The sequence below is a fragment of the Vibrio gazogenes genome (genome assembly GCF_002196515.1).
Classification (GTDB): Bacteria; Pseudomonadota; Gammaproteobacteria; order Enterobacterales; family Vibrionaceae; genus Vibrio; species Vibrio gazogenes_A.
In genome coordinates this window covers 697,899-722,947 of sequence record NZ_CP018835.1, presented here as the reverse complement: position 1 = coordinate 722,947, position 25,049 = coordinate 697,899, and the positions used below count along the sequence as shown (strand labels likewise).

26 protein-coding genes are annotated in these 25,049 nt (G+C 46.8%); 13 read left to right on the top strand and 13 right to left on the bottom strand.

Annotated elements, in window-relative coordinates; all coding sequences use genetic code 11:
- Position 1: 1 nt before the first annotated feature.
- From BSQ33_RS03225 to BSQ33_RS03200, 6 genes are all read right to left on the bottom strand, one after another.
- Positions 2-955, bottom strand: a complete 954-nt coding sequence (locus BSQ33_RS03225; protein WP_088133245.1) for an AEC family transporter — start codon at positions 953-955, stop codon at positions 2-4.
- A gap of 76 nt (positions 956-1,031) precedes the next feature.
- Positions 1,032-1,829 carry a biotin-independent malonate decarboxylase subunit gamma gene (gene mdcE / locus BSQ33_RS03220; RefSeq protein WP_088133244.1) on the bottom strand — a complete coding sequence of 266 codons (798 nt, stop codon included), beginning with the start codon at positions 1,827-1,829 and terminating at the stop codon, positions 1,032-1,034.
- Positions 1,822-2,976 carry a biotin-independent malonate decarboxylase subunit beta gene (locus BSQ33_RS03215; RefSeq protein ID WP_072961796.1) on the bottom strand — a complete coding sequence of 385 codons (1,155 nt, stop codon included), beginning with the start codon at positions 2,974-2,976 and terminating at the stop codon, positions 1,822-1,824. Before BSQ33_RS03215 ends, mdcE begins: the two co-directional genes overlap by 8 nt.
- 16 nt (positions 2,977-2,992) lie before the next feature.
- A complete protein-coding gene (locus BSQ33_RS03210) occupies positions 2,993-3,856 on the bottom strand; it encodes a triphosphoribosyl-dephospho-CoA synthase (protein ID WP_088134516.1) in 864 nt (287 codons plus the stop codon).
- Between the two features lie 5 nt (positions 3,857-3,861).
- Positions 3,862-5,517, bottom strand: a complete 1,656-nt coding sequence (mdcA, locus tag BSQ33_RS03205) for a malonate decarboxylase subunit alpha (protein WP_088133243.1) — start codon at positions 5,515-5,517, stop codon at positions 3,862-3,864.
- Positions 5,518-5,779: 262 nt separating this feature from the next.
- A complete protein-coding gene (locus BSQ33_RS03200) occupies positions 5,780-6,676 on the bottom strand; it encodes a DMT family transporter (protein WP_088133242.1) in 897 nt (298 codons plus the stop codon).
- 923 nt (positions 6,677-7,599) lie between these two features.
- Between BSQ33_RS03200 and BSQ33_RS03190 the strand changes: the two genes are divergently transcribed.
- The gene (locus BSQ33_RS03190; RefSeq protein ID WP_021018908.1) at positions 7,600-8,745 is read left to right on the top strand and encodes a porin; all 1,146 of its coding nucleotides are present in this window, start codon (positions 7,600-7,602) and stop codon (positions 8,743-8,745) included.
- Between the two features lie 281 nt (positions 8,746-9,026).
- Here the strand turns inward: BSQ33_RS03190 and BSQ33_RS03185 are convergent, their stop codons facing one another.
- A complete protein-coding gene (locus tag BSQ33_RS03185; RefSeq protein WP_088133240.1) occupies positions 9,027-10,367 on the bottom strand; it encodes a sigma-54 interaction domain-containing protein in 1,341 nt (446 codons plus the stop codon).
- Between the two features lie 396 nt (positions 10,368-10,763).
- Here BSQ33_RS03185 and BSQ33_RS03180 point away from each other — a divergent pair, with 396 nt between their 5' ends.
- The 5 genes from BSQ33_RS03180 to BSQ33_RS03160 all read left to right on the top strand — a co-directional run bounded on the left by BSQ33_RS03180 (position 10,764) and on the right by BSQ33_RS03160 (position 14,076).
- Positions 10,764-11,315 (top strand): BON domain-containing protein, encoded by a 552-nt coding sequence (locus BSQ33_RS03180; RefSeq protein ID WP_021018910.1) that lies wholly within the window; start codon positions 10,764-10,766, stop codon positions 11,313-11,315.
- Between the two features lie 147 nt (positions 11,316-11,462).
- Positions 11,463-11,639, top strand: coding sequence for a DUF1328 family protein (locus BSQ33_RS03175; protein ID WP_021018911.1), 177 nt, complete (start codon positions 11,463-11,465; stop codon positions 11,637-11,639).
- Between the two features lie 16 nt (positions 11,640-11,655).
- On the top strand, positions 11,656-11,853 hold the full coding sequence (locus BSQ33_RS03170) for a hypothetical protein (RefSeq protein ID WP_088133239.1): 198 nt from the start codon (positions 11,656-11,658) through the stop codon (positions 11,851-11,853).
- Between the two features lie 112 nt (positions 11,854-11,965).
- Positions 11,966-12,397 carry a hemerythrin domain-containing protein gene (locus BSQ33_RS03165; protein WP_021018913.1) on the top strand — a complete coding sequence of 144 codons (432 nt, stop codon included), beginning with the start codon at positions 11,966-11,968 and terminating at the stop codon, positions 12,395-12,397.
- A gap of 35 nt (positions 12,398-12,432) precedes the next feature.
- Positions 12,433-14,076 (top strand): diacylglycerol kinase family protein, encoded by a 1,644-nt coding sequence (locus tag BSQ33_RS03160; RefSeq protein ID WP_088133238.1) that lies wholly within the window; start codon positions 12,433-12,435, stop codon positions 14,074-14,076.
- A 64-nt stretch (positions 14,077-14,140) separates the two neighbouring features.
- Here the strand turns inward: BSQ33_RS03160 and BSQ33_RS03155 are convergent, their stop codons facing one another.
- The gene (locus tag BSQ33_RS03155; protein ID WP_021018915.1) at positions 14,141-14,557 is read right to left on the bottom strand and encodes a hypothetical protein; all 417 of its coding nucleotides are present in this window, start codon (positions 14,555-14,557) and stop codon (positions 14,141-14,143) included.
- A gap of 428 nt (positions 14,558-14,985) precedes the next feature.
- Between BSQ33_RS03155 and BSQ33_RS03150 the strand changes: the two genes are divergently transcribed.
- Genes BSQ33_RS03150 through BSQ33_RS03140 form a run of 3 tightly spaced genes read left to right on the top strand, consistent with a single transcriptional unit; the run spans position 14,986 to position 16,040 of the window.
- Positions 14,986-15,210, top strand: coding sequence for a hypothetical protein (locus BSQ33_RS03150; protein WP_021018916.1), 225 nt, complete (start codon positions 14,986-14,988; stop codon positions 15,208-15,210).
- A 43-nt stretch (positions 15,211-15,253) separates the two neighbouring features.
- Positions 15,254-15,760 carry a phage holin family protein gene (locus BSQ33_RS03145; protein ID WP_088133237.1) on the top strand — a complete coding sequence of 169 codons (507 nt, stop codon included), beginning with the start codon at positions 15,254-15,256 and terminating at the stop codon, positions 15,758-15,760.
- Positions 15,705-16,040: a DUF883 C-terminal domain-containing protein gene (locus BSQ33_RS03140; RefSeq protein ID WP_088133236.1), complete on the top strand. Its 336-nt coding sequence runs from the start codon at positions 15,705-15,707 to the stop codon at positions 16,038-16,040. Before BSQ33_RS03145 ends, BSQ33_RS03140 begins: the two co-directional genes overlap by 56 nt.
- Before the next feature lie 240 nt (positions 16,041-16,280).
- Here BSQ33_RS03140 and BSQ33_RS03135 read toward each other — a convergent pair whose 3' ends face one another.
- The 3 genes from BSQ33_RS03135 to BSQ33_RS03125 form a co-directional block, all read right to left on the bottom strand.
- A complete protein-coding gene (locus tag BSQ33_RS03135) occupies positions 16,281-16,409 on the bottom strand; it encodes a DUF2474 domain-containing protein (protein WP_072961778.1) in 129 nt (42 codons plus the stop codon).
- A 33-nt stretch (positions 16,410-16,442) separates the two neighbouring features.
- Entirely contained in the window at positions 16,443-17,426 is a 984-nt protein-coding gene (gene cydB / locus BSQ33_RS03130) for a cytochrome d ubiquinol oxidase subunit II (protein WP_088133235.1), read from the bottom strand.
- A gap of 100 nt (positions 17,427-17,526) precedes the next feature.
- Positions 17,527-19,740, bottom strand: coding sequence for a glycoside hydrolase family 6 protein (locus BSQ33_RS03125; protein ID WP_198298142.1), 2,214 nt, complete (start codon positions 19,738-19,740; stop codon positions 17,527-17,529).
- 780 nt (positions 19,741-20,520) lie between these two features.
- Here BSQ33_RS03125 and BSQ33_RS03120 point away from each other — a divergent pair.
- Complete coding sequence (locus tag BSQ33_RS03120) at positions 20,521-20,997, top strand: NYN domain-containing protein (protein WP_072961820.1); 477 nt, start codon at positions 20,521-20,523, stop codon at positions 20,995-20,997.
- A gap of 222 nt (positions 20,998-21,219) precedes the next feature.
- Here the strand turns inward: BSQ33_RS03120 and BSQ33_RS03115 are convergent, their stop codons facing one another.
- Positions 21,220-22,374, bottom strand: coding sequence for a PLP-dependent aminotransferase family protein (locus tag BSQ33_RS03115; protein ID WP_088133233.1), 1,155 nt, complete (start codon positions 22,372-22,374; stop codon positions 21,220-21,222).
- A 141-nt stretch (positions 22,375-22,515) separates the two neighbouring features.
- On the opposite strand from BSQ33_RS03115, the gene BSQ33_RS03110 reads away from it, so the two are divergent.
- Positions 22,516-23,385: an AraC family transcriptional regulator gene (locus tag BSQ33_RS03110; protein WP_088134515.1), complete on the top strand. Its 870-nt coding sequence runs from the start codon at positions 22,516-22,518 to the stop codon at positions 23,383-23,385.
- Between the two features lie 18 nt (positions 23,386-23,403).
- Here BSQ33_RS03110 and BSQ33_RS03105 read toward each other — a convergent pair whose 3' ends face one another.
- Positions 23,404-23,628 (bottom strand): hypothetical protein, encoded by a 225-nt coding sequence (locus tag BSQ33_RS03105; RefSeq protein ID WP_021018927.1) that lies wholly within the window; start codon positions 23,626-23,628, stop codon positions 23,404-23,406.
- Here BSQ33_RS03105 and BSQ33_RS03100 point away from each other — a divergent pair.
- Positions 23,628-24,404: an SAM-dependent methyltransferase gene (locus BSQ33_RS03100; RefSeq protein WP_088133232.1), complete on the top strand. Its 777-nt coding sequence runs from the start codon at positions 23,628-23,630 to the stop codon at positions 24,402-24,404. The genes BSQ33_RS03105 and BSQ33_RS03100 overlap by 1 nt on opposite strands.
- A gap of 99 nt (positions 24,405-24,503) precedes the next feature.
- Complete coding sequence (locus BSQ33_RS03095) at positions 24,504-25,043, top strand: MOSC domain-containing protein (protein WP_198298141.1); 540 nt, start codon at positions 24,504-24,506, stop codon at positions 25,041-25,043.
- Positions 25,044-25,049: the final 6 nt, after the last annotated feature.

Genomic DNA, 25,049 nt, shown 5'->3' with positions numbered 1-25,049 from the left:
CTTACAGTAAGCAGTACATAAACAGCGGCATTGTGATCGCAAAGAGAATCGTTGACAGCAGCAATGTACCTTCTGAATCTTCGTCCTGAACACCAAAGCCGTTTCCGAACATCACCCCGAAGAAACCTGTTGCCAATGCAATGAGGAACACCGACGCTGCAAGTAAGGCCGCTGGCAGGCCAAAGGCGATGGCAATCCCGTATGCAATCACCGGTTGAATCAAGTTCTTGAGGACGAAGCCAAAGATAACCGCACCATTGATTTTGAGCTGACGTGCTGAAACGATAAGACCGGTGAGGAACAGCGCACCACCACCTGCGGCAGCGGCCAAAGGTTTTAAAGCATGGGTCAGCAAGTCGGGCATTGTTGTCCCAAAGCAAGAGAAAATCGTCCCCAAAATCGGCCATAACACAATCGGGTTTTTCAGTGCTTTCATCAGCAGAGGCACAATCAATGCACTCATCGGTGCATCTTTAAATTCTGCTTTGGTTTCTTTTTCCAAGACCATTAAAGTCAGTGGCGAAAGGAAGATTGAACCGCACGCAATTGCAATCGCAACGTTGAGTGCAATATCACTCCCGGTAGCACCGCTGATGGTTTCACTTAAGATTGGCACACCGAGTGCCGCGTAGTTGGGCAGTGAAATAGTCAGCGCGTAAACCGCTGCCTGAGCCGGTTCTTTATGGAAGACGTTACGGGCAATGTAGTAGGTGAATGCCCACAGGACCCACATCGCCAGCACTAAGATAACAATCAAAGGCAATTTAGCGATGAAGCCGGCGACAGGGGTATGCCAAGTCGCAGTAAAGAGAGCGGTTGGCAGCGCAAAGCGCATGACAAACACGTTCAGGACAGACACATTCTTATTATCCGCGATTTTGCGGTAGCCACAAAAATAACCCAAACCTAACACAACAAAAATGGGGGCAATGGCATTCAAAACAGCATGAAACATAATCATTTACCTTTAAGGGCAGCATAACCCTGTTATCCACTCCGGGATGCTTCGGGTTATGCTGCGAGGGGGAATATTACCAAGCTTTCGCCATCTGCTGACGAACATCGAGTGAAGCACGACGGTTACCGTCATTCAGGCGTCCGGACAGATCGCGTTGGCTGTCTTGAGCGATGTCTGCCAGTGCCTCAGTCAGAACCGTATTGATGCTGTCGATATCCTGAGCCGTCGGTGCTTGTGCGTCCGTTACGGCTACTTTTTTCCAGAGCAGACCCAGTGTGCTGTAGTTTTGGATATCGTAGGCCATGGGGGGAATGGTCGCGGCCAGTTTTTCCAGTTCAGCGACAGAGCGTAGCGTGATACGCGCGGCTGACGCTTTGCCCATGGCGTGTACCATACAGCCTTCATCATCGAGCGCGATAAGGCGGTTGGCCTGATAGCCGTGTGCAAGGAAGCCCCCGGACATCGCTTTACCGACGATAAGACCAATCACCGGGTGCCCGGCGTTACGCGCCGTGGCATAAGCATTGGCTGCTGCTGCGAGCGCTTGGTGGATGCCATATGCTTCTTCACGACGCCCATACGCTTGTGAAGGCACATCAATCACGGCCACGATAGCGGTTTTGTTGTTGCTCTCTTTTTCTTGAGCCACCACTTCGCTGATGGCTTTTGCGAGGTTCCAGCCTTCAAGCAAACCGACTTCGCCTTGACGAGCGCGAGGAAAGGCGTTGTTTTCATCGGTCACAACCGCGATAAAACGGGCTTTTTGGTCACCGAGCGTGCTATCAACCACTTTGACTGATGGGGTAAAACCGTCGGCTGCTGTGCCGTGAGCGGTTAAGGCTTGAAGCCAAGTCAGACCACGATTACGCATTGGATTCTCCTTTGGCAAAATAGTGACGAACAAGTTCCGGAGTGGCTTGTTCTTGTTTATCCATCGCTGCGAATACAGACAGGAAGTGTTCCACTTGCTCACAACGTGCCGTTTCTGGCAGCGGTTGATTGATGATTTGGGCGACCTCGCGACGAATTTGCTCCGCGTTGTCTGCAACGAAGACATCGGCAAAACCGGTGGCAACCCGTGGTGCTCCCCCGGTAAACGACCAAATGAATGGACGGTTACGAGAGTCATACTCTTCAATCCCCGCTTCTTGTTCGATCACTTGCGGGCCGTTAAGTCCCAAACGTGCTTCTTGGGTCAAAATCAGTTTGCTACACAGACCGGCTGCGATAGACATGCCGCCGAAACAGCCGACAGTACCTGCAACCACACAGGTGACCGGCACGTATTGACGTAGCGCGATGATGCCAGCGTGAATATCGGCGATCGCTGCCAAGCCAAGGTTGGCTTCTTGCAGACGTACACCACCGGTTTCGAGCAGCAGCACCACCTGCGTTGGGTGACCGGCTTTGGCATCTTCAAGGGCCAGCTCAAGTGCGGCGGCCATTTTCGCACCGGAAATTTCACCGATAGCGCCGCCTTGGAAGGTGCCGTCAATACCAATTACCACACTTGGTTTTCCGTCAATGGTGCCTTTGGCAACCACAGCACCATCATCGGTTTGTGGCACCACACCTTGCGGAACAAGCCATGGCGAGAATGAGTGGTATTCGTTGCCCAGCACCTCACGGAAGCTGCCGTTATCGAGGATGAATTTGGCACGGTCACGTGCGCCCATTTCGATAAAGGAAATATTCCCGAGCGGTGTTGCTGTCGTCGGGGTTGGTTCGCTGTTGAGTTGTTCCAGCGCTTGAATCAGCCGTAGACCAATCACACCCGGCGTGGCACCAAAATCGTTGATGGTCACTGTCATCCCTGCGCTCTGCGCGTCGAATTGACGGTCAAAGACAGCCTGCCAAAGTGGCTGACGGTTATCGACTGAAGTCATTAAATCGATAGTAATTTCGTTGTGCTCATTCGGTTCAAGCAAAATCTCTAAATCGCCAGAACCGACGTTACCTACACGGACCATCTTGTTGATAGATTGTTGTCCCTGATAGGAAAAATGTAGTTGTTCCATAAGTGGAACCTCCCGATTATTTGGATAGTTCTGAGTGTTCAACCCAGTCGACAAACAGCGTGGCAGCCAGTAGGTCAGCGGCGCCGCCGGGTGAAGCATTGAGGGCGATCATGTCGGCATCCAGTTGTTCCAGCAGGGCGTAGCCTTGCGGGTGACTGACGCCGCCAAGCGCCAAAATATCGCGGCTGCGAGTTTGTAAGTGTGTCTGTCCGGCTAAGCCTGCCCGACTTAACACACAGGTGTCAGTCAGATGAGCTGTCAGTGCCAGCAACGCATTCAGGCGTGCTTCTGTTTCTGAATGGCCACGCAGACGACTAAGACGCAACGTTGGCAGTGCATGGTCAGTCACGGCAGGAAAACCGAGCTGAGCCTGTTGTTTCGCGCCATTCACCTGAAAGTGATTGCTCGCTAACTTTCCTTTGCTAAAGGTGTTCGGCGCATGACGATCTGTCAGGCTGGCGATCTGTCCGGCGAGCGCGCATAGCCGCTCTGCCGTTTTGTCTTGCGAGTCCGTGACCATGGCCGCGGTACTCAGTAACCCTAATGCCCAGATAGCGCCGCGATGAGTATTGACCCCTTGGGTTGTTGCCATCATCGCCACTTCAGCGTGACGCCCAATGGCACCAATTTGCTCTCGCAGCCAGACGGATACCGGCTGACCCAGCGCCACTTGTGCCATTTCGGCAAAAAAGGGCGCTAAACAGCTTGCGGAACGCAGCATTAAGTTGACGGTCAGATCGGTGTGTGAGCCCGTATTGCGGTTATCGACCAGCCCCGGTTTTGGGGTCAGAGTGACCTCTGCAATCAAGGCTTGTTTGGCAAGCTCGCCAATGCCGACACACTCGGTTGGGGCGAAACATGCGTTCTGACAACGTTGCATCGTCATCACCAGCTACGATATTTGGCTGGTGGCTGATATAAGCCGTTTGACCAAGTCACCAGATCAGCAACGCTTTTCGCTGCCAGAAGTGAACGGTTTGCATCGCTGCGTTTGATGCCGAGATCTTCCGGTGTGGCGACTTTACCGGCAGCGCGCAGTGCTTGAACACGCGCTTTGGTCACGCGTTGACCAAATTCGGACACGCCCGCAACGGCGGCAATCATCTCTTTACGCTCTTCAAGATCTTTTGCCATGTAGAGGTAAGCGATGCCTTCTTCTGTCAGCAGGTGAGTGACGTCGTCACCGTAGATCATGATCGGTGCGATCGGCATCCCGGCTTTTTGTGCGACGTCCACGGCATCTAAGCGATCAACGAAGGTCGACTTCGAACCGTCTTGATAGGTTTCAACCGATTGAACTACCAGTTTTTTCCCTTTGACGACGTCGCGTTGTTTTTCTTCGTCAGTGATCATGTTGAGCCATGCGTCGGTTGCGTGGCGACGACCGCGTGGGTCATGCCCCATGTTTGGTGCGCCACCGAAACCGGCCAGACGACCGTGAGTGACGGTTGAAGAGTTACCTTCCGGATCCATTTGCAGGGTTGAGCCGATGAACATATCAGCAGCGTATTGACCGGCCAGTTGACACATTGTCCGGTTGGAACGCATTGACCCATCAGGGCCGGTGAAGAATACGTCAGAACGTGCACGTGCATACTCTTCCATCCCCAGTTCGCCCCCGAAGGAGTGCACGGTTTCTACCCAGCCCGATTCGATGGCCGGGATTAAGGTTGGGTGCGGGTTCAGGGTCCAGTGTTTACAGATTTTGCCTTTCAGGCCAAGCTGTTCACCGTAGGTTGGCAGCAGCAGTTCAATCGCTGCGGTGTTAAAACCGATCCCGTGGTTCAGAGTTTGCACCCCGTGTTTGGCGTAGATGCCTTTAATCGCCATCATCGCCATAAGAATATGCGTGTCTTTAATCAGGCGAGGGTCACGGGTAAACAGCGGTTCAATGTAGAAAGGTTGGTCCGCTTGCACAATGAAATCGACCCAGTCACCCGGAATATCAACACGTTCGAGATCTTCGGTGTTGTCCACGATTTCGTTCACTTGCGCGATCACCAAGCCATCTTTAAAGGCCGGAGCTTCAACCAATCCGGGGGTATCTTCAGTCGAAGCTCCGGTGTAAAGGTTACCTTTGCGGTCGGCTTTATAGCCGGCAACCAATGCCACGTTAGGAATCAGGTCAGCGTAGAGGCGTGCATACAGTTCGATGTATGTGTGAATGGCACCGATTTCTAAAATGCCGTCTTCGAGCATTTGTGCCACGCGCACACTTTGTGAGCCGGCGAAGGCGAAGTCCAGCTTGCTGGCAATGCCTTTTTCGAAAATATTCATATGTGATGGCAAGCTCACACTTGGCATGATCATATGAAGATGATGAATTTTGTCCGGGTTGACCTGCTCAAGAACGCGAGCAAGGAAGTCTGCTTGTTTTTGGTTATTCCCTTCAAGAACGACACGGTCATTCGGCTTAATCAATTGTTCCAGTGCGTCAACCATTTGATCGGTTGGTAGCACTTTCCCATCTGCCAAAGACGCTACCGCAGCGATGCGCGCTAGCTTTTCTGTTCTCTTGGTTGTCCATTGTTTGGTAGACATGAGACACCTTCTCTGTGAGATATGAATACACATTACTGATTGTGCGGTCATTGATGGCCGGTCTCAGTAACTCTGTATATCCATCATACGAGTCAGGTGATGATGAAAAATCAGCACGAATGAACGCTTTATATACAAAAAGTGATAACGTTGCGTGATGGGGGATTTTTGGCGCGGTGTCCGCTCAGCCGCGAGCAAGTGAGTATTGTGGTGGGGTGAGGGCTGAAGGCGCAGTACACGCCTTCAACCAAGGTGACGCTTTTTAACTATGCGCTTGACTACTTTCTGTTTTGTTTGACCCTGAGCCTTGATTAAATGCAACGGCTATCAAAATCAATAACAGGGCTATCCACGTATTGAGTCCCACATTCTCTTGCGCGAAAACAAAGCCAATGAATACCCCAAAAGTCGGGACGAGGTAATTGGTCAGTGATGTAAATATCGGACCGGCTTCAGCAATCAAAATCATGTATAGGAAGTAGACGATGCCGGCACACATGACGCCCAGATAAGCGACTGACAGGATCGCATCTGAGGTCAAGCTGCTTGGCAGTTTAACGCCGGTAACTAGCGTGATCAGTAATATTTGCAGGCTGGCCGAACCCAAGACATTTCTTGCCACAATCAGCGGATGCTCATCACCGCATTTAGACAGTAGCAACAGCGCGATACCGAAAGAAGCGGCACCGACCAGAATCGCAATTGGCCCCAGAATGTTGATTGACCCTTCACCGGCGAGGATTCCCGGCGCAAATAATGAGACGAGACCGAGAAACCCGACGACGACACTGAGAATACTTGAACGTGAAATCTTGCTTCCATGCGTTAACAGTGGCGTAAACAAGATCACAAAAAATGGGATCGTACCGATGAGCACTGAGGCAATCGATGAAGATACATACTGTTGTCCCCATGGAATAAGGGTAAAGGGTATCGACGCTTCCAGTAATCCGATCAGCATATAGATCACCCAGGATGTCGTTCCTCTCGAATTAACTTTGAGTATTTTGCAGAGAATAAAAAGCGTTAAGAAACCGACCACAGCCCGGCCGACACCGATGAGTTGAGGGGGGAAAGCCGTGAGGGCGATTTTTTGGAATATAAACTGAGATCCCCAAATCAAGCCTATTAATGCCAGCAGGAAATATTTGTTCTTCATTTCCGGTTTCTCCTAGTTAATGATCGCGGAAAATACGGGTAGCACTGATAAGTTTATCTGCAATACCATTGGTTCTAAGTGCATGTCAAAATACGACAGCATTAATACTAAGTAAAGGGATGCCAACATGAGGTTCTAAGTTATTGGCTATATTGATAAAACTAATATTTGTGCCACATTGCACGATCGCGTCTAGATTATTATTTTTGGCATCTAATAACTCCACAATCGTCTTGGTTTTTTGTTCACCTGGAATATGAGCAATATGCTGAGTGTTACACATGCTAATCCAACAATATGAATCGGTAATGTTCTCTTTAAATCATCCCGCAGAATTTTTGTTGACTTGCTGAGTGAATTAAATCTTCCGGCATTTTTACCTTCATGAGTGAGTATTTCTCTGATTCTGGTACAAGAAAGTAAATCATGTCCTGTTTTTGAATTTTACCCGGAAGATTGTGCCAAATTGCTTAATCATTTGATTGAGATTTTTCTTGTAAATGGATAGAGGGATATAACGAAGAACGTTCTCATCATTTTCTGAGTTCTCTGACATCATGAAAATATTTTATGAAGCATAAAAAACCAGAAAAATCTAATTATGGATATAACTAATTAGGGGAGGGGTACTATTTAACTTAACTATAAGTTATTGAAAAATAAAAAATTTAATATTTATTGAAAACACATTGTGTAAGTTTGGGCATATAATTATTTTTGTAATATTATATTGATAATATTATTGATTTAGTATAAAACTATCGATGTTCTTGAACATTATTTAACAAAAGATATGAACACAATAATCATTTCAATCTGAAATGCAACTAGTTATTTCACACTAACATTCAACTTTACTTATTTAGTGAACTTTACAGCGCAACAATACACCGGATTCAATAAACAATAAAGGAATACATTTCATGAAGAAAGCGATATTTACCTTGGTTCCCTCTTTACTTCTGGCCACAACAGCAAACGCCAGTAATATTATTAAGCTGGATAACTCTAGCTTGGATATTTTTGGTCGTGCAAAATTTACCGCGCAGAATGATTCTGAAGACAGTAACTCGTCCGATTTTAGCACTCGTTTAGGTGTTAAAGGAGAACTTAAAAGCGAAAACGGCACTAAGGCCTTTTTTATGACAAGTTGGGAAATGCTCTCTTCTTCTGATAAAGCGGCATCGAATAACTTTAAAACTGTACAAGTTGCAAATCCTGATAAACCAACGGATAAATCAGAAAGATATGATGTTCTTACATCATCTGGCAGCAGCGACGACATTTCAGCTCGCTATCAATTTGTAGGACTAAGCTTTGATGGTATTGGCAAATTTACATTTGGCCAAACAGACACGCCTTTTTACAGTCTCGTCACTAGCACGACTGATATTTTTCAATATGACGGTCTTGAAGCTTCAGCTAACACATATGGTACTCCTACTCGTGCGTCTAACTTAGCTCTTTACTCAAACTCATTTGGCAAACTTTCCGTTCAGACATCTTATCAATTCAAAACAAAAAAGGGCGGTGATTCAGACACTGGTTCTGTTGTGGATGTATTTTATGGAGGACTAAATACTGAAAATTTCAACACGCAAAGAAATGCTTATAGTGCAGCTGCGGCTTATGCTCTTAGCGATGCTCTAAACCTTCGTGCTGGTTATGCTCATCAGAGCTTTACTGAACAAGCGACTAAATCAAATTATGGCGTAGCTGTTGATTATATGCTTAGCAATCTTTACGTTGCTGCTGTATACACGAGTACTGTTGAAGATGACAGTAAGAACACAACGACTCGCAATGGTTATGAAGTAGCAGCATCATACAGTATGGACAAATTCACGTTCACAACTGGTTATGCATACGGTAACCAAAAAAGTGACGTAGCAACAATTACAAACGCCGGCACCGGAGATGTCTCGAAAAATGATGACATCCGCTATGCCGAAGCATTTAAACTAGGCGTGACGTACAATGTCTTTAACAACTTTATAACCATTGCTCAAGTCACGCACAACAAAAATGCTTCAGATATTTTTTACGGCGGATTGAATTACTCATTTTAATATAGGGAATTCGTCTAGCTAAAATTAAGCGTTGACAGTATCGATTTAATTGCCTAAACAGCAATTAAATCGATATAAAATACTCTGTGAAACATTGGGCTTGATCACCAATTTTACTCGACCACTTCATATCCTTTCCAACTAAGCCATTCCTTAAATTCACCGTCGAATACCTCAATTATGCTAATGGCAGGCACATTAGACGGTGATTATTTTAATTATAGAAAACATTCAACATACCAAATATCACTCATTATCTTCGTGTTGAAAGCAACAACCCGCTAGTCCTGATACTTCTCTAGTTTGTTGTACAGTGTTTTTACGCTGATTCCGAGCTCCTGCGCCGATTCTGTTTTGTTGCCTTGATTCTTTTCCAGTGTGTTCAGAATGGCATGTTTTTCTAATTCTTCGAGCGGCACTCCTGTCGGGATAATGTCTTCCAAACTGGTGCCGGTTTCTAATGGTGGCGTATCGTAAATCAAATGTTCATCTTTGATGGTATCGTCAGCCAGAATGAATGCTCGTTCAATGGTGTGTTTCAGCTCTCTGACATTACCGGGCCAATCGTGCGTGACGATTTTCTGGATTGCAGAATCGAGAATCGTCTTTGCTTTTGATTCGTTGGCGTTGCGATGGGCAATAAAGTGTTTGGCTAACCCGACGATGTCGTCACCGCGCTCACGCAAGGGCGGAACCGTTAATGGGAAATGCGATAGTCTGAAAAAGAGATCTTCCCGTAGAAATTGCTCTTCGATGGCGACTTTGGGATCGCGGTTCGTGGCCGCAACAATACGAGTGTTGGCGATATGAGCCGTGTGACTGCCAACGGGGCGGTATTCGCCCGTTTCCAGCACGCGCAGCAGTTTGACCTGGTGCTCGATCGGCATTTCGGTGATCTCATCGAGAAACAGCGTGCCACCTTCGGCTTGTTTAAATACCCCTTGGTGGGTTTTATTGGCACCGGTGAACGCGCCTTTTTCATGACCGAATAGCTCGCTATCAACTAATTCCGGGCTGATTGCGCCACAGTTGATGGCAATAAAGGGTTGTTGCTGGCGGTTGCTGGCTAAATGAATCGTTTGCGCCACAAGCTCTTTACCAGAGCCACTCTCACCAACGATCAAGACATTGGCTTCGGTTCGTGCGACACGGCGAATCATTCGATAAAGCTGGTGCATTGGTGAGGAAGAGCCGACTAACAGCCCAAACTGATCCAAATCGCTGGTGGCGACTTTACGACCTTGTTCTTGCTTGTGTTGATAATACTGACTGACTTCTGTCAGTGTGTGGGACAAGGTTGTAAAATCGACCGGCTTTCTGTAATGAAAAATTGCACCGAGACTCATCAGTTTATCAAGGTTCTCGTTGGGAGCGCCTGAGCTGATGATAATGAGGTCCATGTCATAGATAGCGTCGATATCAGACAGCTGTTGATAGTCAGCATGAGTGAAATCAATGACTTCTACGATAGCAACATCGGGTCGAATATCGATAAAGGGTTCAATCCAATCGTCTTCTGCTTCCGCATCATACAAACGAAATTGATGTAATTCCTGACAAGCCGTGATGGCTGCTTTGAGTTTTGGATCTTGTATGCTGAGAAACAGGCTTGGTCCTGACATAGAAATGTCCTCTTCACTATGACAGAAAGAATGTACGTGTATTGCCTCAACAGTACAAGCTAGAATATTGTCAAAGTCTATTTATTGTATAGTTGATATTAGTTTAGCTTATTTTATGACCCGCCCAGTCTGTTCTTTGTCATAAGTTGCTGGCTCACTCGTTTTTAATGCACACATTGCAGATCGTTTCCAGTCGCTGAAATTGGATCGCGATATTGAACGTGAATGTCATGATTAAAAATTACATTTCTGCTCTGTAAATAATTCACGGATAGGTAATGCATTCATCACCGGGAAAACGGTAAATTTGTGTTTAATTTAATAAAAACAGTTAGTTAAAAAGTTGGCATGTACATTGCTTTATTAGATTTGCAACGTCAATAGAGGAGAATGACCATGAAAAACATCGCAGCTAAAATTGTACTGACTACAGTTCTTGCAACGTCATCTGCCACAGTATTAGCCAGTGATAAATGGGAAAAAGAATCCATGGACGCTTGGTTAGATGGTAAAGCCGAAACAACATTACTGCTCAATACCAATTTGAACTCGTTTGATATCAATACTGATGTTGAAGATCAGGTGGTGACGCTGACAGGTTCAGTGAACAACGATTTAGAAAAGTCGTTAGCAGGTGAGTTGGTCTCAGGTCTTGATGGGGTGAAGAAAGTCAATAATGAGCTGACGGTTGTGAATCCAAAGACGCAGAATAACGATTCTGATGCATCCGTTGTATTAACGGATTCTAAAATTACCACCGTGGTAAAAACCCGCTTACTCATGAATACCAATGTCAGCGGCACAGACATTAAGGTGACCACAGACCATCAAACCGTTACGTTAACCGGTAAAGTTGGCTCAGATGCTGAACATGATCTTGCTTTATCGATTGCCAATAACACCGATGATGTCAATAAAGTTGTCGATAAGCTTGAAGTGGTTCAGTAATCGCGAACAGTTGTAATTTCACTGGCGTGAGACGGGAAAGCATGAATACAGTTCGCTGTATATACGTAGACGAGTTATCACGCCGCTTTCCTTAAATATGAAGGGCTCTCAACATAACAGGGCCCTCAACATGAAGGAGACACGATAATGCTTCGTTGGATATTTATTTTCCTTGTCTTAGCTCTCGTGGCTGGTGTACTTGGATTTGGTGGTATTGCTGGTGCAGCCGCTGCCGTCGCGCAAGTGATATTTTATCTGTTCTTATTGTCACTCATTGTTTCAATTGTATTGGCGATATTTGGAAAGAGAAACATAAATAAATAGATAGGTAGGAGTTTATATGCGAGTTACGTCATCAATTTATCGTATTGCAGCTGTATTTGGTTTGGTATTTGCGTTAGCAGCATGTAGTGATGAAGGTCCTATGGAGAAAGCCGGTAAAAAGTTGGATGAAACCGCGCAAGACACGCAAAATGCGATTGAAGACAGTTGTGAAAACATCAAAGAGAATTTGGACGCGCAAGACAAAGATTGTTAAACGTTCACCTCTCTGTTCTATAGCAAAATATCAATGTATAGCAATATCAAAGGGCGGCGTTATTACCGCCCTTTATTATACTAAGAATTCTGAATTGAATAAGGAGTCAACGATGAAGAACATATTTGATGCGCTAAAAGAGAGTCATGAAAAACAGCGCCTTTTACTCGATTCATTAGTCGAAACTTCCGGAGATTCTCCAATTCGCCGAGAATTTTATGACAATCTGAAACAAGAGCTTGAGCAGCATTCTGCCGCGGAAGAGCGCTATTTTTACGCACCACTGATTGAAAGTGATCAGACGATTGAACTGTCACGTCACGGGATTGCGGAACACCATACCATTGACAAACTGCTTGCGCAGCTCGATGAAACCGATAACGGCTCACCGGCTTGGCTGGCCAAAATGAAGACGCTGCGTCACAAAGTGTTGCACCATCTGGAAGAGGAAGAACAACGCTTTTTCCCTATGGCCGGTAAAGTGATGTCAGACCAACAAAAACAGCAGTTAGCGAATGACTATCTCAAAGAGATGACCCGCTAAGATTTATGGCATAGGTTCGGTTTTCAGGAGGTAACATGTTCATCGTTAAATATTATCTGCTTGGCGCAGTTGTATCGCTGCTTGCTGCTATCTACACCCCGCCAATGATGGTCAGCATATTACTGCTTTGGGTTTCACTCTCATTGGCCTTAGTCAGCGTCGCTTATCTGTTCGATTTTCCATCCTTGTTCAGAAAGAGTCAGGACGGCAAAATTGTTTGGTGGATACGATGGGCATTCATTCCTTTCTTACTGGGGGCCCGAGCCTACAATGCCTGGGAAAGGCGGCATGACTCAGTGCCGCCTATTCAGCAAGTCCGTGACCAACTCTATCTTTCCCGTCGTTTATTCCCCAGTGATTTAGAATTTCTCGAATCTCATGATATCTCCTGCATCGTCGATGTTACGGCAGAGTTTGCCGGATTAGAAAGTGCCACGACTGACAAGCAGTTCAACTACCTTTCTATTCCCGTTCTGGATCATAAAACGCCAACCTTAGCGCGTTTACGTCACGCGATAAATTGGATCGATACACAAGTGACATGCGGACGTTCGGTGGTCGTTCACTGCGCGCTGGGGCGTGGTCGTTCCGTATTTGTGGTGGCCGCTTATCTGCTCAGTAAAGACCCATCACTGTCCGTAGAATCGGTGATGCAAAAAATTAGCAGTGTCCGTCAGACAGCAAGGCTCAATCATTTACAGATGAAAGTGCTGCAAGCTATCAGTGAAAAAGGCGTGCTGGCTCTCGGAGATACGGCCTGGCTGGTGGTCAATCCTGTCGCAGGAGGCGGAAAATGGCAGCAATATGAACAGCAAGTCATTCGCGAACTGACGAAGAAGTATTGCCTCAGTATCCATCAAACAGACGAAACAACCAGTGCTGAAATGCTCACCGAGCAAGCGAAAGAGAATGATGTGAGTCAGGTGATGGTTTCCGGTGGTGACGGGACGGTGACAGAAGTTGCAAGCCAGCTTGTTGATACAGAGATCAAACTGGGGATTATTCCGTTGGGGACCGCGAATTCGCTGTGTCATGTGTTGTATGGCATTGGTTCGAAGTTATCTCCGGTTGAAAAAGCGTGTGAAGCGATTCTCTCGGGAAATAGCCAACGCATCGATACCGCTGCATGTAACCAGCGATTAATCCTGATGGTGCTCGGTATTGGTCTGGAACAGAAGATGGTCGAACATGCCCAGCGGGAAGAAAAAAATACCTTCGGGCAGATAGCGTATTTAACCGGCTTCTTTAATGCCCTGATCTCAGAAGAGACGCAAACCCTGCATGTTGAGATGGAAGGGGGAGGGCAAGCACCGCATGAACAGCCATTTGACGGGCAGGCCATTGAAGTACACAGTTTTGTTGTTGCCAATACAGCGCCGTTCAGTACCGTACTGGCGCAAGGAGGAGGGCAGCCGCAGCCTGATGACGGGCAACTGCATATTACTTATCTTGATAACACGGAGTCTCTTGGCGGGCGTCTGGTCGCGCTGTCGGATCTGACTTTAACCGGTATTGGTGGGCAGGAGCAGTCGAATCTATTTCAGTCTGCCAAAGCGACCCAGGTGACCATTAAGTCGCCGAAGCCGATCGATTATGTGATTGATGGTGAGTTGTATTCCGATAGTTGCTTAGAGATTGAGATTCACCCTCAGTCGCTTAGTGTTTTTGTACCTAAATGAAGTGTTTTTGTACCTGATTGAACTGATAGAGTTGGTCAACCTGACAAGGGGTGAGTAGAGGGCGCTACTCACCTTGAGGCAGACATTTTTCAAGTTCATCGTTTTCGACTTGCAATGCAGCGATCCAGTAAGAAATCAACGTCGCCAGACGGGTATCATCCAGATCGTTGAGTTGCTGTTTTAACTCTCTCAGGAGTTGTGCATTCATAAAATGCATCTCTTGATAATTGCTGAGTGCTGTCACATTGGTTTTATTGGTCTGTTCTGCGATGAAATCATCCCCGCTTTGATCAAATAATAGATCGGCTATCTTGCTGATCATCACTTTCTCTATTTTCACAAACCGAGAGGCGGAACGATCAATATTCTGATGTGAATGAGGATCGACAAGCGGTAAACACGTTTGTCGGTGGTTGGCTATCTTTTTCAGCAACGCTCTCACCCGCGTAAACTCTTTCACTAGCGTATTACTAAACGTCATACTAGCCTCTTTTGATTATTTAATATTCATACTTTTGTATTCTGATACACGTCCATTTGTTGATCACATTTGTGATTTTGATAATCGTTTAATCCTCATCAAATATGACTGATATGAATTAAGCATTTTATATGCCAGAGGGCCTTTGTTTCATTTATACCAATGAATATAAGGTGTTACGAACATTGTGATGAGTCATTGAGCGCATTGCTTGGCAGGAATAAGAAAAAATTACAAAGAGGAGTGAACAAACAGGAAATAATTACCCGTTATTTTGAAGTTGATGACGGTTGTTTTATATTATTATAATAAAATCAGTCACTTAATAACTTGGCATGGTAATCGCAATGTAGTGAATAGAGTAAACGGAATCATTTGATTCTGACCAAGTTACTCATCAACGCAATCTAAACTAACGGAGGCTCGTTATGGCGACGACTACAACAGCAAAAGAAAGCGCAGCAAAAACACAAGAGCAGCTTGAAGAAGCGGCAGATGCAATCAAAAAGAGCGCCAAAGAAAAACTGGAAGCCGGTGCAGAGAACATCCAGCAAGCGACCAAGTCCGCAGAAAATGTGATTAAAGAGCGCCCGTTGCTCAGTATCGGTTGTGCATTCCTTGCCGGTTGGGCTGTGTCTAAGCTTATCAAATAAGCGCTCTTCTCACATGTCGCTTTAATCAGGAAGGAAGCGTTCTATGAATGATTCCGAGCATACCACCAATCAGCATCAAGGCCCGGCGACAGCAAGCCGGGCCCCGGACGGGGCTGAAACACAGCAAGTTGAACAAGCCATGCATAGGCTGCGGGCGATTCTATCGCAGCTTGGAACACTGTCGACATCCGTGAAAACGTGGTCAGACGCGACGCTGGATTTGTTTCTGCTTGAGGTGAAAGTCAATGTCGAGGCAGCGCGTCAAATCGTCCTGTGTAGCATCATTTTCACTTTGCTATCCGTGCTATTTATCTTTAGCTTTTGCCTGACAGCCGGTGTCGTAACTTATTCCCTGACAGCGAATGTATTGTTCGGTGCCGGTGTGTTTATTGTGTCGTTGGGACTGGCATTGGTGGGGGTAGCCTGGTGGCAGCTACGACTGACGCGCTTTCTTGGTTTTAAAAATACGACGGTTCAATTGCAGGAGGGATGGGATGTCTTATCTAACAAAACTCAATCGGGCGATGCAAATCAAAAGGACCGAGGGTAAAGCAGCGCTGGCGCAATGCCAGTTGGATAAGCAAACCCTTCAGTTCACCGCAACCCGATTTGTGCGGGAAAACCCGTGGACCACACTTGGCATCAGTGCATGTGCTGTACTGGCGGTCAGCAGAGTGAAGGGGCTTTCCGGCATGATGTCTTCAATCTCATCTATCAGTGTATTATTCGGTGGCACCATGGATCTGAGCCGCCAGTTTGCTGAGCAATTCGTTGCGGGTCAGGCGGCTCCTGAGCAATCCATCTCCGAATCATCAGTGTCTGAACAGTGAGCATACCAGCGTTCATCCCACAGACTTCATAAACAAAAGTCTCAAATATGAATGTGTTTGCGTATTAGTATGGTCAGGTTTTCACTGAAAACTTTAAATCGAAGCAAATGAATCATACGTATCTGACTGATCATCATCAGTGAGTCGTTTCAGTTTTGACAATGACTCATGGCGAATATAGATATCCCCGTCATTCAGTGGATGACGGGGATATTGAGTTTAAGCACGACACAAAAGAGTTTAAGACTTGAATCCTGCGGCAGTCATTAACAGACGAAAGCCCATCGATACGGCCCCTAATGCCACCACACTCAGTGCCCAGATGCCAATCATCCAAGCCCATTGTTCAATGCCACGTTTAATCTTCATATTCAGCCCCCATGATTGCTGAGTCGTATTCGGTTAGTGGTACGCTTCACCTTCTTTCACTTTGCCGGTGAAGACTGAGTAGCTCCAGAATGTGTAAGCGAGGATCATCGGTAAAATCAAGACAGCGCCGTACAACATGAAGCGCTGGCTACTGGCTGGTGCCGCGGCTTCCCAGATAGAAATATTCGGTGGAATGATATTTGGCCAGATACTGATACCAAGCCCGGCAAAGCCAAGAATGATGATGATCAGCGCCATCACGAACGGACTCCGTTCTTGGTGTTTTTTAACGGCATCGGCCATTTTCAAACAGACCAGACCGGTGATGACCGGAATTGGCAGCAAATAGAACAAATTGGGTGTTGAGAACCAACGCGTCGCAATTGCCGGAAATTCAAGGGGGGTCCATACACTAACCATCACCAACGCTACGACGACTGCAAGCAGGGCTTTATGGGTGAAAGCGAACATCGAGCGTTGTAACTCACCTTCAGTTTTCATGATGAGCCATGTACTGCCGAGTAGGGCATAGGTTGCGATCAGTGCGAAACCGCAGAAAATCGGGAATGGTGTGATCCAATCCAGCTGTCCGCCGACGAAAACACGGTTTTCAACATCAAAGCCCTGAATCACCGCCCCGACCACGATCCCTTGGAAGAACGTCGTACCGATTGAACCGACCATGAATGAACGATCCCAAAATTGCAGATGGTTTGCCACCGCTTTAAATCGAAATTCAAATGCGACACCGCGGAAAATTAAAGCAATGAGCATCAGTGTTAATGGAATCGTTAACGCTTCAATAATCACCGAATATGCGAGAGGAAATGCCCCGAACAGCGCAGCACCGCCAAGTACAATCCAAGTTTCGTTACCGTCCCAGACTGGGGCGACTGAATTGACCATCACATCTTTGTGTCTTTCATTGTTGACAAACGGCATCAGGATACCGAGGGCAACCATCGAGGTTGCAAAGAAATGTAGCTTGTTACCGATACGGTTCCAGCCGAATAGCATTACACCGAGAAAGCCGGATCCAGCGACAGGATCCGGCGGTTAGGTTTATCTGACTGACCGAAACTGCGTCGGTGTTCAGATGGGGGATATCGGATTGACCTTACTCAGCTGGGGGACCTGCTGGCTGATCAACCGGTGGATATGCATTCTCCAACAGATATTGGAACCCTGCGGAGTACCAGCGACCTGCGTGTGGTGCATTATCCATTGCCCCAGTGGGGAGTGGTGCAGAAGTGCTCATTTTATCTGGGTCACACATTGCATCGTATTGCTTCGCTGGGTCATCTGGATCAGGCTGGAAGTCTGGTTCAGAGATACCATCGGATTCACCCGGTGGTTTCACCCAAACAAAAGCATCAACGCCGGCATAAGGGTCAGCCCATGGTTTGTAGCCAATACCACTCGGTTGGTTACACCAGTTACCACGGTGATAACGACGATCGATCCGTGATTCATCAACATAGGTGTTCTTATCCGATGAAGAACTGACATGTGTTGGTCGTTCAGGACCACCCCAGCCGTTGCGACCCGTATCAATCAACATCCCGATGGTGGTTGGTGCCCCTTTGGTTATCATCCGTTTACGGAATTCAATCGCATAGTCTTTCTCATCAAAGTTCGGGTTCCATTCATAGAAATCGGCACTTCGAATCGGGCCGCCACCGACATTCTTGTCTGGATTTGGAAGGTAGGTTTCAACCAACGGACTGTAGTTGGCGGTGTTGGTCACGAAACCAGCAACACTATCCCAGCTTGCATCGGTGCCTTTGATCACGTTGGAAATCAGGGTAATCGCCGGATCAAAGTTACTATCCCAGCCTAGCCAACCTGAGTGAGCCGCATCAATGTATGAATACACGTTTTTGATTGGTGCGAACTTATTCAGTGCGTAGGTGATCCCTTCACGATAGCCGCCAGGGCCATTTGCTTCTGCACATTTTGGAATGTCCAGATTGGTGACGAGGTTTGGCAAAGAGTCAATCTCGATAACCGCAGCAATACGGATGCTCTGATATTTCGGATCGGCAAAGATTTCTGCAATTGGGTCGATAAACTCATTTTTATAGCGAACGATGTCGCCTCTGGAAATGAGCAACTCACCATTCGATGCCAGAGCTTTACAGTCACGGTTTGGTAAGTCATATACCACCACAGTGAACAGATTTGCGCCTTGCTCGAGAGCTTCATCTAAGTGTGCCCGCAGACCCATTTTGCTGTCTGTCCCTTCAATCGCACCAATGCGATCGAGCCAGACCCCTGTGTTTTGGTCAGCGATTGCGCTACCGCCCGGTTCTGATGCGGCTAACGCAGACCACTCAGGGTTGACATACCAAGTTGCATCACGGAATGGGTTGTCCACACGTTCAACGGTTGGCGGGACATCATCATCGGTGACATTGACGGTTTTGACAATTTTGCTGGTATCCATGCCGTCGCTGACAATGAGCGAGACCGTATATTTACCGGGATCGGCATATGTGTGTGACGTAGTCACGCCTGAACCGGTTGCGCCATCACCGAAGTCCCAGATATAGGTGAGAACATCGTTATCTGCATCGCTTGACGCAGATGCATCAAAGTTAACCAGTAACGGTGCTTGCCCGGATGCCGGTGTCACAGTCATCGCTGCCACAGGGGGGGTATTGCCGGATTCGGTCGTGACATTGATCACTACATTGGCAGTATCGACGCCTGTGCCATCACTGACGGTTAGTTTCGCGGTGTACTCACCGGGTTCAGTGTAGGTATGTAGTACATCTTTGCCTGTACCGGTTTCACCATCACCGAAATCCCAGACGTAGGTTAACGCATCCCCGTCAGCGTCGCTTGAGCCACTGGCACTGAAGCTGACTTCGAGTGGCGCAATACCGGAGACCGGTGTCGCATCAGCAACTGCGTCAGGTAAGTTATTGGGTGGTGGGGTGTCGCCGCCAGTACAGGTTGAACCCATTAATTCGACATTCGCGGCACTGGTCGCGTTGCGGCTTCCCATAAAGTTAACAGCCAAGCTTTGGCCTTGTTTAATCGTTCCGTTCCACTCTTTGTTCACAATGTAATAGGGGTTATTCCCTGAAAGTTCGCCACTCCAAGATTGTGTGACCACCACGCCAGCTGGGTATTTCATCCCGATTTGCCAGCCATTAATATCGGCACTTTCGTCATTCGTGATGGTGACAACACCTTGAAATCCGCCGTCCCATTCATTGGTTAATGAATACGAACAGGATGCAGCTTGTGCACCAACTGACGACAATGCCGCCCCCAGTGCAAAGACCAGCGGTAACAACCGGAGTTGTTTCTGCCTTTTCCTCATTTCTAGCCTCCTACGGTTAGTTTTATACATATTTTCTCAATCCTCCTGATTAAGAATTGCTTTTTATTGCTATTGATTGAAATGTTATTTATTAAGAATGTATGACTAACAAATATTCATACTATTTGGATCTAGATGGCACTCGTATTAACGTCAAGAAATCACGATGAAATAATGTGAATAGTTTTATTTATTGTGAGGCTATCCACGAAATAAAGAGTGAGGAATAAGTAAATGGTCAGCTCTTTTAAAAATTTGATATGAAATTGAAATAAAATTTTAATTATTGGTGTTTTATTTTTAAGTAATTGATTTTTAATGTTTTACTTTTTTATTATTCTTATTATGTTTTTTGGTTTTTTTATTTAAATTTGTTGTATTTCAAAATGATATTTATAGCTAAATTTATAATGATTCAATATTATAATATGACATGCTATATATTGATGATTTATTTAATAATCAAGAATGTTTTGGAGTTTGTTGTAAGTAATTATTCCATGTATTTGGAATGATGATCACTGAGTATTTTAATTGCTATAAACTATTACGGAGTCCTTTTTTAAATAAAAGAGAAGATAGGGCAAGCCTACTATTTATGCAATTAGTTTAGTATTTAAATAAGCCGATTCACAGCATCATTCAGCAGGATGATCGTTTATCGAATGGTTGTGCATGGTCGCGATATGAATGGCGTGCCACGATTTTCTCTGGGTCAGCGCTGCATTTCATATTACACTGCGGCTTCAGAAACACGACCAGCAATCAAAGGCCAGCCAGATGAAAAAAGTTCTGTTACTTGTTGATGTACAAAATGTGTATTACACCACTCGACAAGCCTATCAACGTCACCTGAATTACAACAAATTGTGGGCGAAATCGACTGAAAACAGACAAGTGGTCAAGGCGATTGCTTATGCGATTGACCGGGGAGATCCGAAGCAACAGGAATTTCAGAATATCCTGAGAGCGATCGGTTTTGAGGTCAAACTGAAACCTTTTATTCAACGGGCGGATGGTTCCGCGAAAGGGGACTGGGATGTCGGGATTACCATCGATGCAATGGAGTATGCAGCGGATGTTGATATTGTCGTGTTGGTTTCCGGAGATGGTGACTTTGATGTGTTGGTGAAAAAGTTATCCGGTGACAAAGAGAAATGGGTTGAAGTATATGGTGTCCCGGAGCTGACCTCTGTGACGCTGATGCAAGCGGCCAGTCAATATTTTCCGATTGATGCAGCATTGTTGATGGCATAAGACTTGGCGGATGACGCTCGGTTGAGAGCGGGAGTACAGTCATGACCCGATTGTCATGACTGTAAAAGGATGGTTTTTTTGGACGTGTGCAGCACTTTATTGAATCACGCTGACTTCCTCATTCGACGGAGTGTTTGTTCTTTATCCCACCGACCCCCGTTATTCCACGTCATTTCAGAGAGCCGCGGGAGTGCCAATGAATCGTGATTGGTGCGAGAGCGTTTAGTCCAGATAAGCTTTTAGCCCATCAACCAAACGTTTGACGGCTTCGGTCAGTTCTTCCGGGCTGGCATTGGTAAAATTCAAGCGCAATGCTGCCGGCGATGGTGCCGCATTGGGATAAAATACCGGGCTTGGGACGACCGCGACACCTTTCTCTAACATTGCTTTTGCCAGCGCAAAGGTGTCGCAATCCGGTAACGAAAGCCAGATGAACATGCCGCCAGCGATAGGCTTGATATGACAACGTTCCGGCAGTTGTTGACGTAGCGCTGTATACAGACAGTCATAACGTGACTGATACAAGTGACGAATCCGTTGGAGATGTTGATCAAAATCGGGGTGTTGCAGCAGTCCGAGCAGCAGCGCTTGCATTGGTACACTGGAATGTAGATCCGCACCCTGTTTGACTTTAATTAATGGTTCGAGATCGGTGTGCTTTCCTGTGACTACGCCAATTCTCAGCCCCGGGGAGGCAATTTTTGAGAATGAACGTAACACGATTGAATGATTCGGGCAGAAATCAGACACCAGCGGCAGCGCTTCACCGCTGAAACGTAGCTCTCGATAAGGCGCATCTTCAATCAAAACAACGTTGTATTGGCAGCAAAGTGCCGCAACTTGCTGGCGGACGGCCAGTGTCCAGCAGACGCCGGTCGGGTTGTGGAAATCAGGCACGGCATAAAAGGCTTTTGGCTTTTGTTGCTGAAAGCACTGTTCAAGTAACGCGACATCCGGGCCGTCTTCGGTTTGAGGCACGGTGACAATATTGGCCTGAACCAAATTGAAAACCTGCATAGCACCCAAATAACTCGGGGCTTCCATCGCAATGGTGTCTTGAGGGTTAAAGTAAGCTCTGGCAATCAGATCCAAGCCTTGTTGTGACCCGGTACAGATCATGGCAGCGTGCGTATCGGGTAATTGATACAGATCGTGCAGGTAGTCGAGCAACGGTGCATAACCAGCGGTTGCACCATATTGAAAGACTTCCGGCATATGCGCCAGTTGCCCCAGCATCGGTTGCATCAGGTCAATCGGAAAGGTCTGCTCGTCTGGCAGACCACCGGCCAGCGAGATGACATTTTTATCAGTGGCGGCACTAAGGATTTCCCGAATATAAGATGAACGGGTCTGTTGTAATGAATGCGCAATTTCCATGTCTGTTCCTGTTTGGTGTTTGTTGTGTCGGGCTGTTTTCTACTGGAGCACAGCCTCTAGGGAGAGATAGTACAGGGGATTGCATAAATGCAAATGTCCATTTATGCTGAACAATATGTCCATTTATGCTATTTGTCTGCCGTGAACCCCCATCATATTTCCCGTATCAATGATATTCTTTTTTATATTCATAAAGATATCAGTAGAGAACTGTCAGCCAAGACCCTGGCCGAGGTTGCCGCTTATTCTGAGCAGCATTTTCACCGCGTGTTTAAGCAAACGGTGGGTGAGTCAATTCATCAATACATCCGGCGCACGCGGATGGAGTATGCAGCCAACCAACTGATGTTTGATCCCACGTCATCTGTGTCCGAAATCGCCAGTAACTGCGGTTTCAGTTCGGCATCCTCGTTTAGCCGAGCGTTTAAGGCGACTTTTCATATGTATCCCGGACAGTGGCGACAGCATGATATGGATGTTGCTGCAAAACCTTATCTCAAAGACCCTGAAATAGCGGCCGGATACCAGCGCGTCGCGACTCGCCTGCTCCAACCTGCGAAAATTCTCGATGTGCCGGATCGTATGGCCGCTTATGTGCGGCATACGGGATACAATCGTTCGATTCGCCATGCGTGGTTAGTGCTGAAAGCATGGGCGGAGAGCGAAGGGCGGGATTTTTCCACTCAGTTTGGATTACATCATTCGAATCCTGCTTGGGTCGCATTGGATAAATGTCGTTACGTTGCCTGCCTTGAAATCGACCGACCGCTGTCGTTTCGGGGAGTGGTCAATCAAATGATGATCCCCGGTGGTTTACATGCGGTTTTTCATTTACAGGGCGTCTATGGCGATCTGCTGCCGTATATCAGCCTGATTATGGAACAGTGGTTACCGACTTCAGGGTTTAAGCTGCGCTCGACACCGGCTTATGTTCACTACCAGCAAAATCATTTTCTTCACCCTGATGAACAGTTTGAGTTGGATTTTTATCTGCCGGTGAAGTTTTTTTAAGCGCGCTTTGTCTGCAAGTCATGACGTCATCAATTTGTTGGGGTTCATTGCTCGTTGCAGGGTGTGTTCGTCACCTTTATCTGTCAATGCTACCTTGTTCATACCGTTCTGTGAGATGAAACGAATTAATATCAATTGAGATACGGTAGGGTCTGCCAGCATCATACAGATGATGGCGAGCGAAAAGGGGCACAGTTGGCCCTTTTGCTCAAGTGATTCGCAATCTTTAAGGAATTCAAGCATTGGACATTCCACGGATTTTCAATATTACAGAAAGCGCACACCGCATCCACAATCCATTCACGCCTGACAAGTTCGCGACTCTCGGTGCTGCGTTACGGCTCTCACCGAAAGACCGCATTCTGGATCTCGGCAGTGGCTCGGGGGAGATGCTTTGTACCTGGGCTCGTGACTACGGTATTGTTGGTACCGGCATCGACATGAGCCCGTTGTTTACGACACAGGCGCAGCAGCGAGCTGAAGCACTTAGCGTTGCCCATCAAGTTAAGTTTTTCCACAACGATGCCGCAGGTTACGTCTCTGACGAGCAAGTTGATGTGGCAGCTTGTGTCGGTGCCACATGGATTGGTGGCGGTGTCGCCGGAACCATCGAACTTCTGGCAAAAAGTTTGCGCCCTCGCGGTATCATTCTGATTGGTGAACCTTACTGGCGACAGGTGCCGCCAACGGAAGAGATCGCCAAAAAGTGTTTTGCTAACTCAATCTCCGATTTTCTCAGTCTGCCAGAGTTTCTTGCGTCGATTGGCCACCTCGGTTATGACGTGGTGGAGATGGTTCTCGCCAATCAAGATGGTTGGGACCGCTACGAAGCGGCCAAGTGGCTCACAATGCGGCGCTGGCTTGAAGAAAACCCTAACGATGAATTGGCTGAAGAGATCCGCGCCAAACTGAGTACAGAGCCTGTACGTCACGCAACCTACACGCGGGAGTATTTGGGGTGGGGGGTGTTTGCGCTAATGCCGGCCATTCAATGGCGTGGGAGAACCCAGAAGAATTAGCGTTAGTCATTAAGAAGTCTATCTTATAAACTGAACAAAGTGCTTAAAAGGGACAGCTAACATTTGGCGGTGATGTTGTTAGCCCTCAAGGAGGAAATTTTGGCAAAGGTTATATCGGTCAGTAAAAGAGAAGGTCACCATTTTTCTAAATCGGTGGTGCGATCAATTACCTTAATTCAAGGTGAAGGGGTTGAAGATGATGGACACAGAGGGAAAACCGTCCAGCATCGCTCCAGAGTTAAAGCGGATCCAACTCAGCCAAATTTAAGACAAGTCCACTTGATTCATGCTGAATTATTCGATGAGTTGCACGAGCAGGGATTTGATATCGAACCCGCCGCGTTGGGCGAAAATATCACGACATGCGGCATTGATTTATTATCCCTGCCCAAAGGTTCATTATTACAATTTCCGAGTGGCGCTGAAGTCTCTATCACTGGTCTTCGCAATCCGTGTCCGCAAATAGAAAATTATAAAAAAGGATTATTGTCTGCGGTGCTCAGCCGAGATGAGTCAGGACAGGTGGTCCGTAAGGCCGGTATCATGGGGATTGTGACCGTCGGAGGGCAGGTGAACGCAGGAGATGATATTGAGGTTGTTTTCCCTCATGAGCCATTTGAGGCATTAGAGAGGGTTTAATTTTAG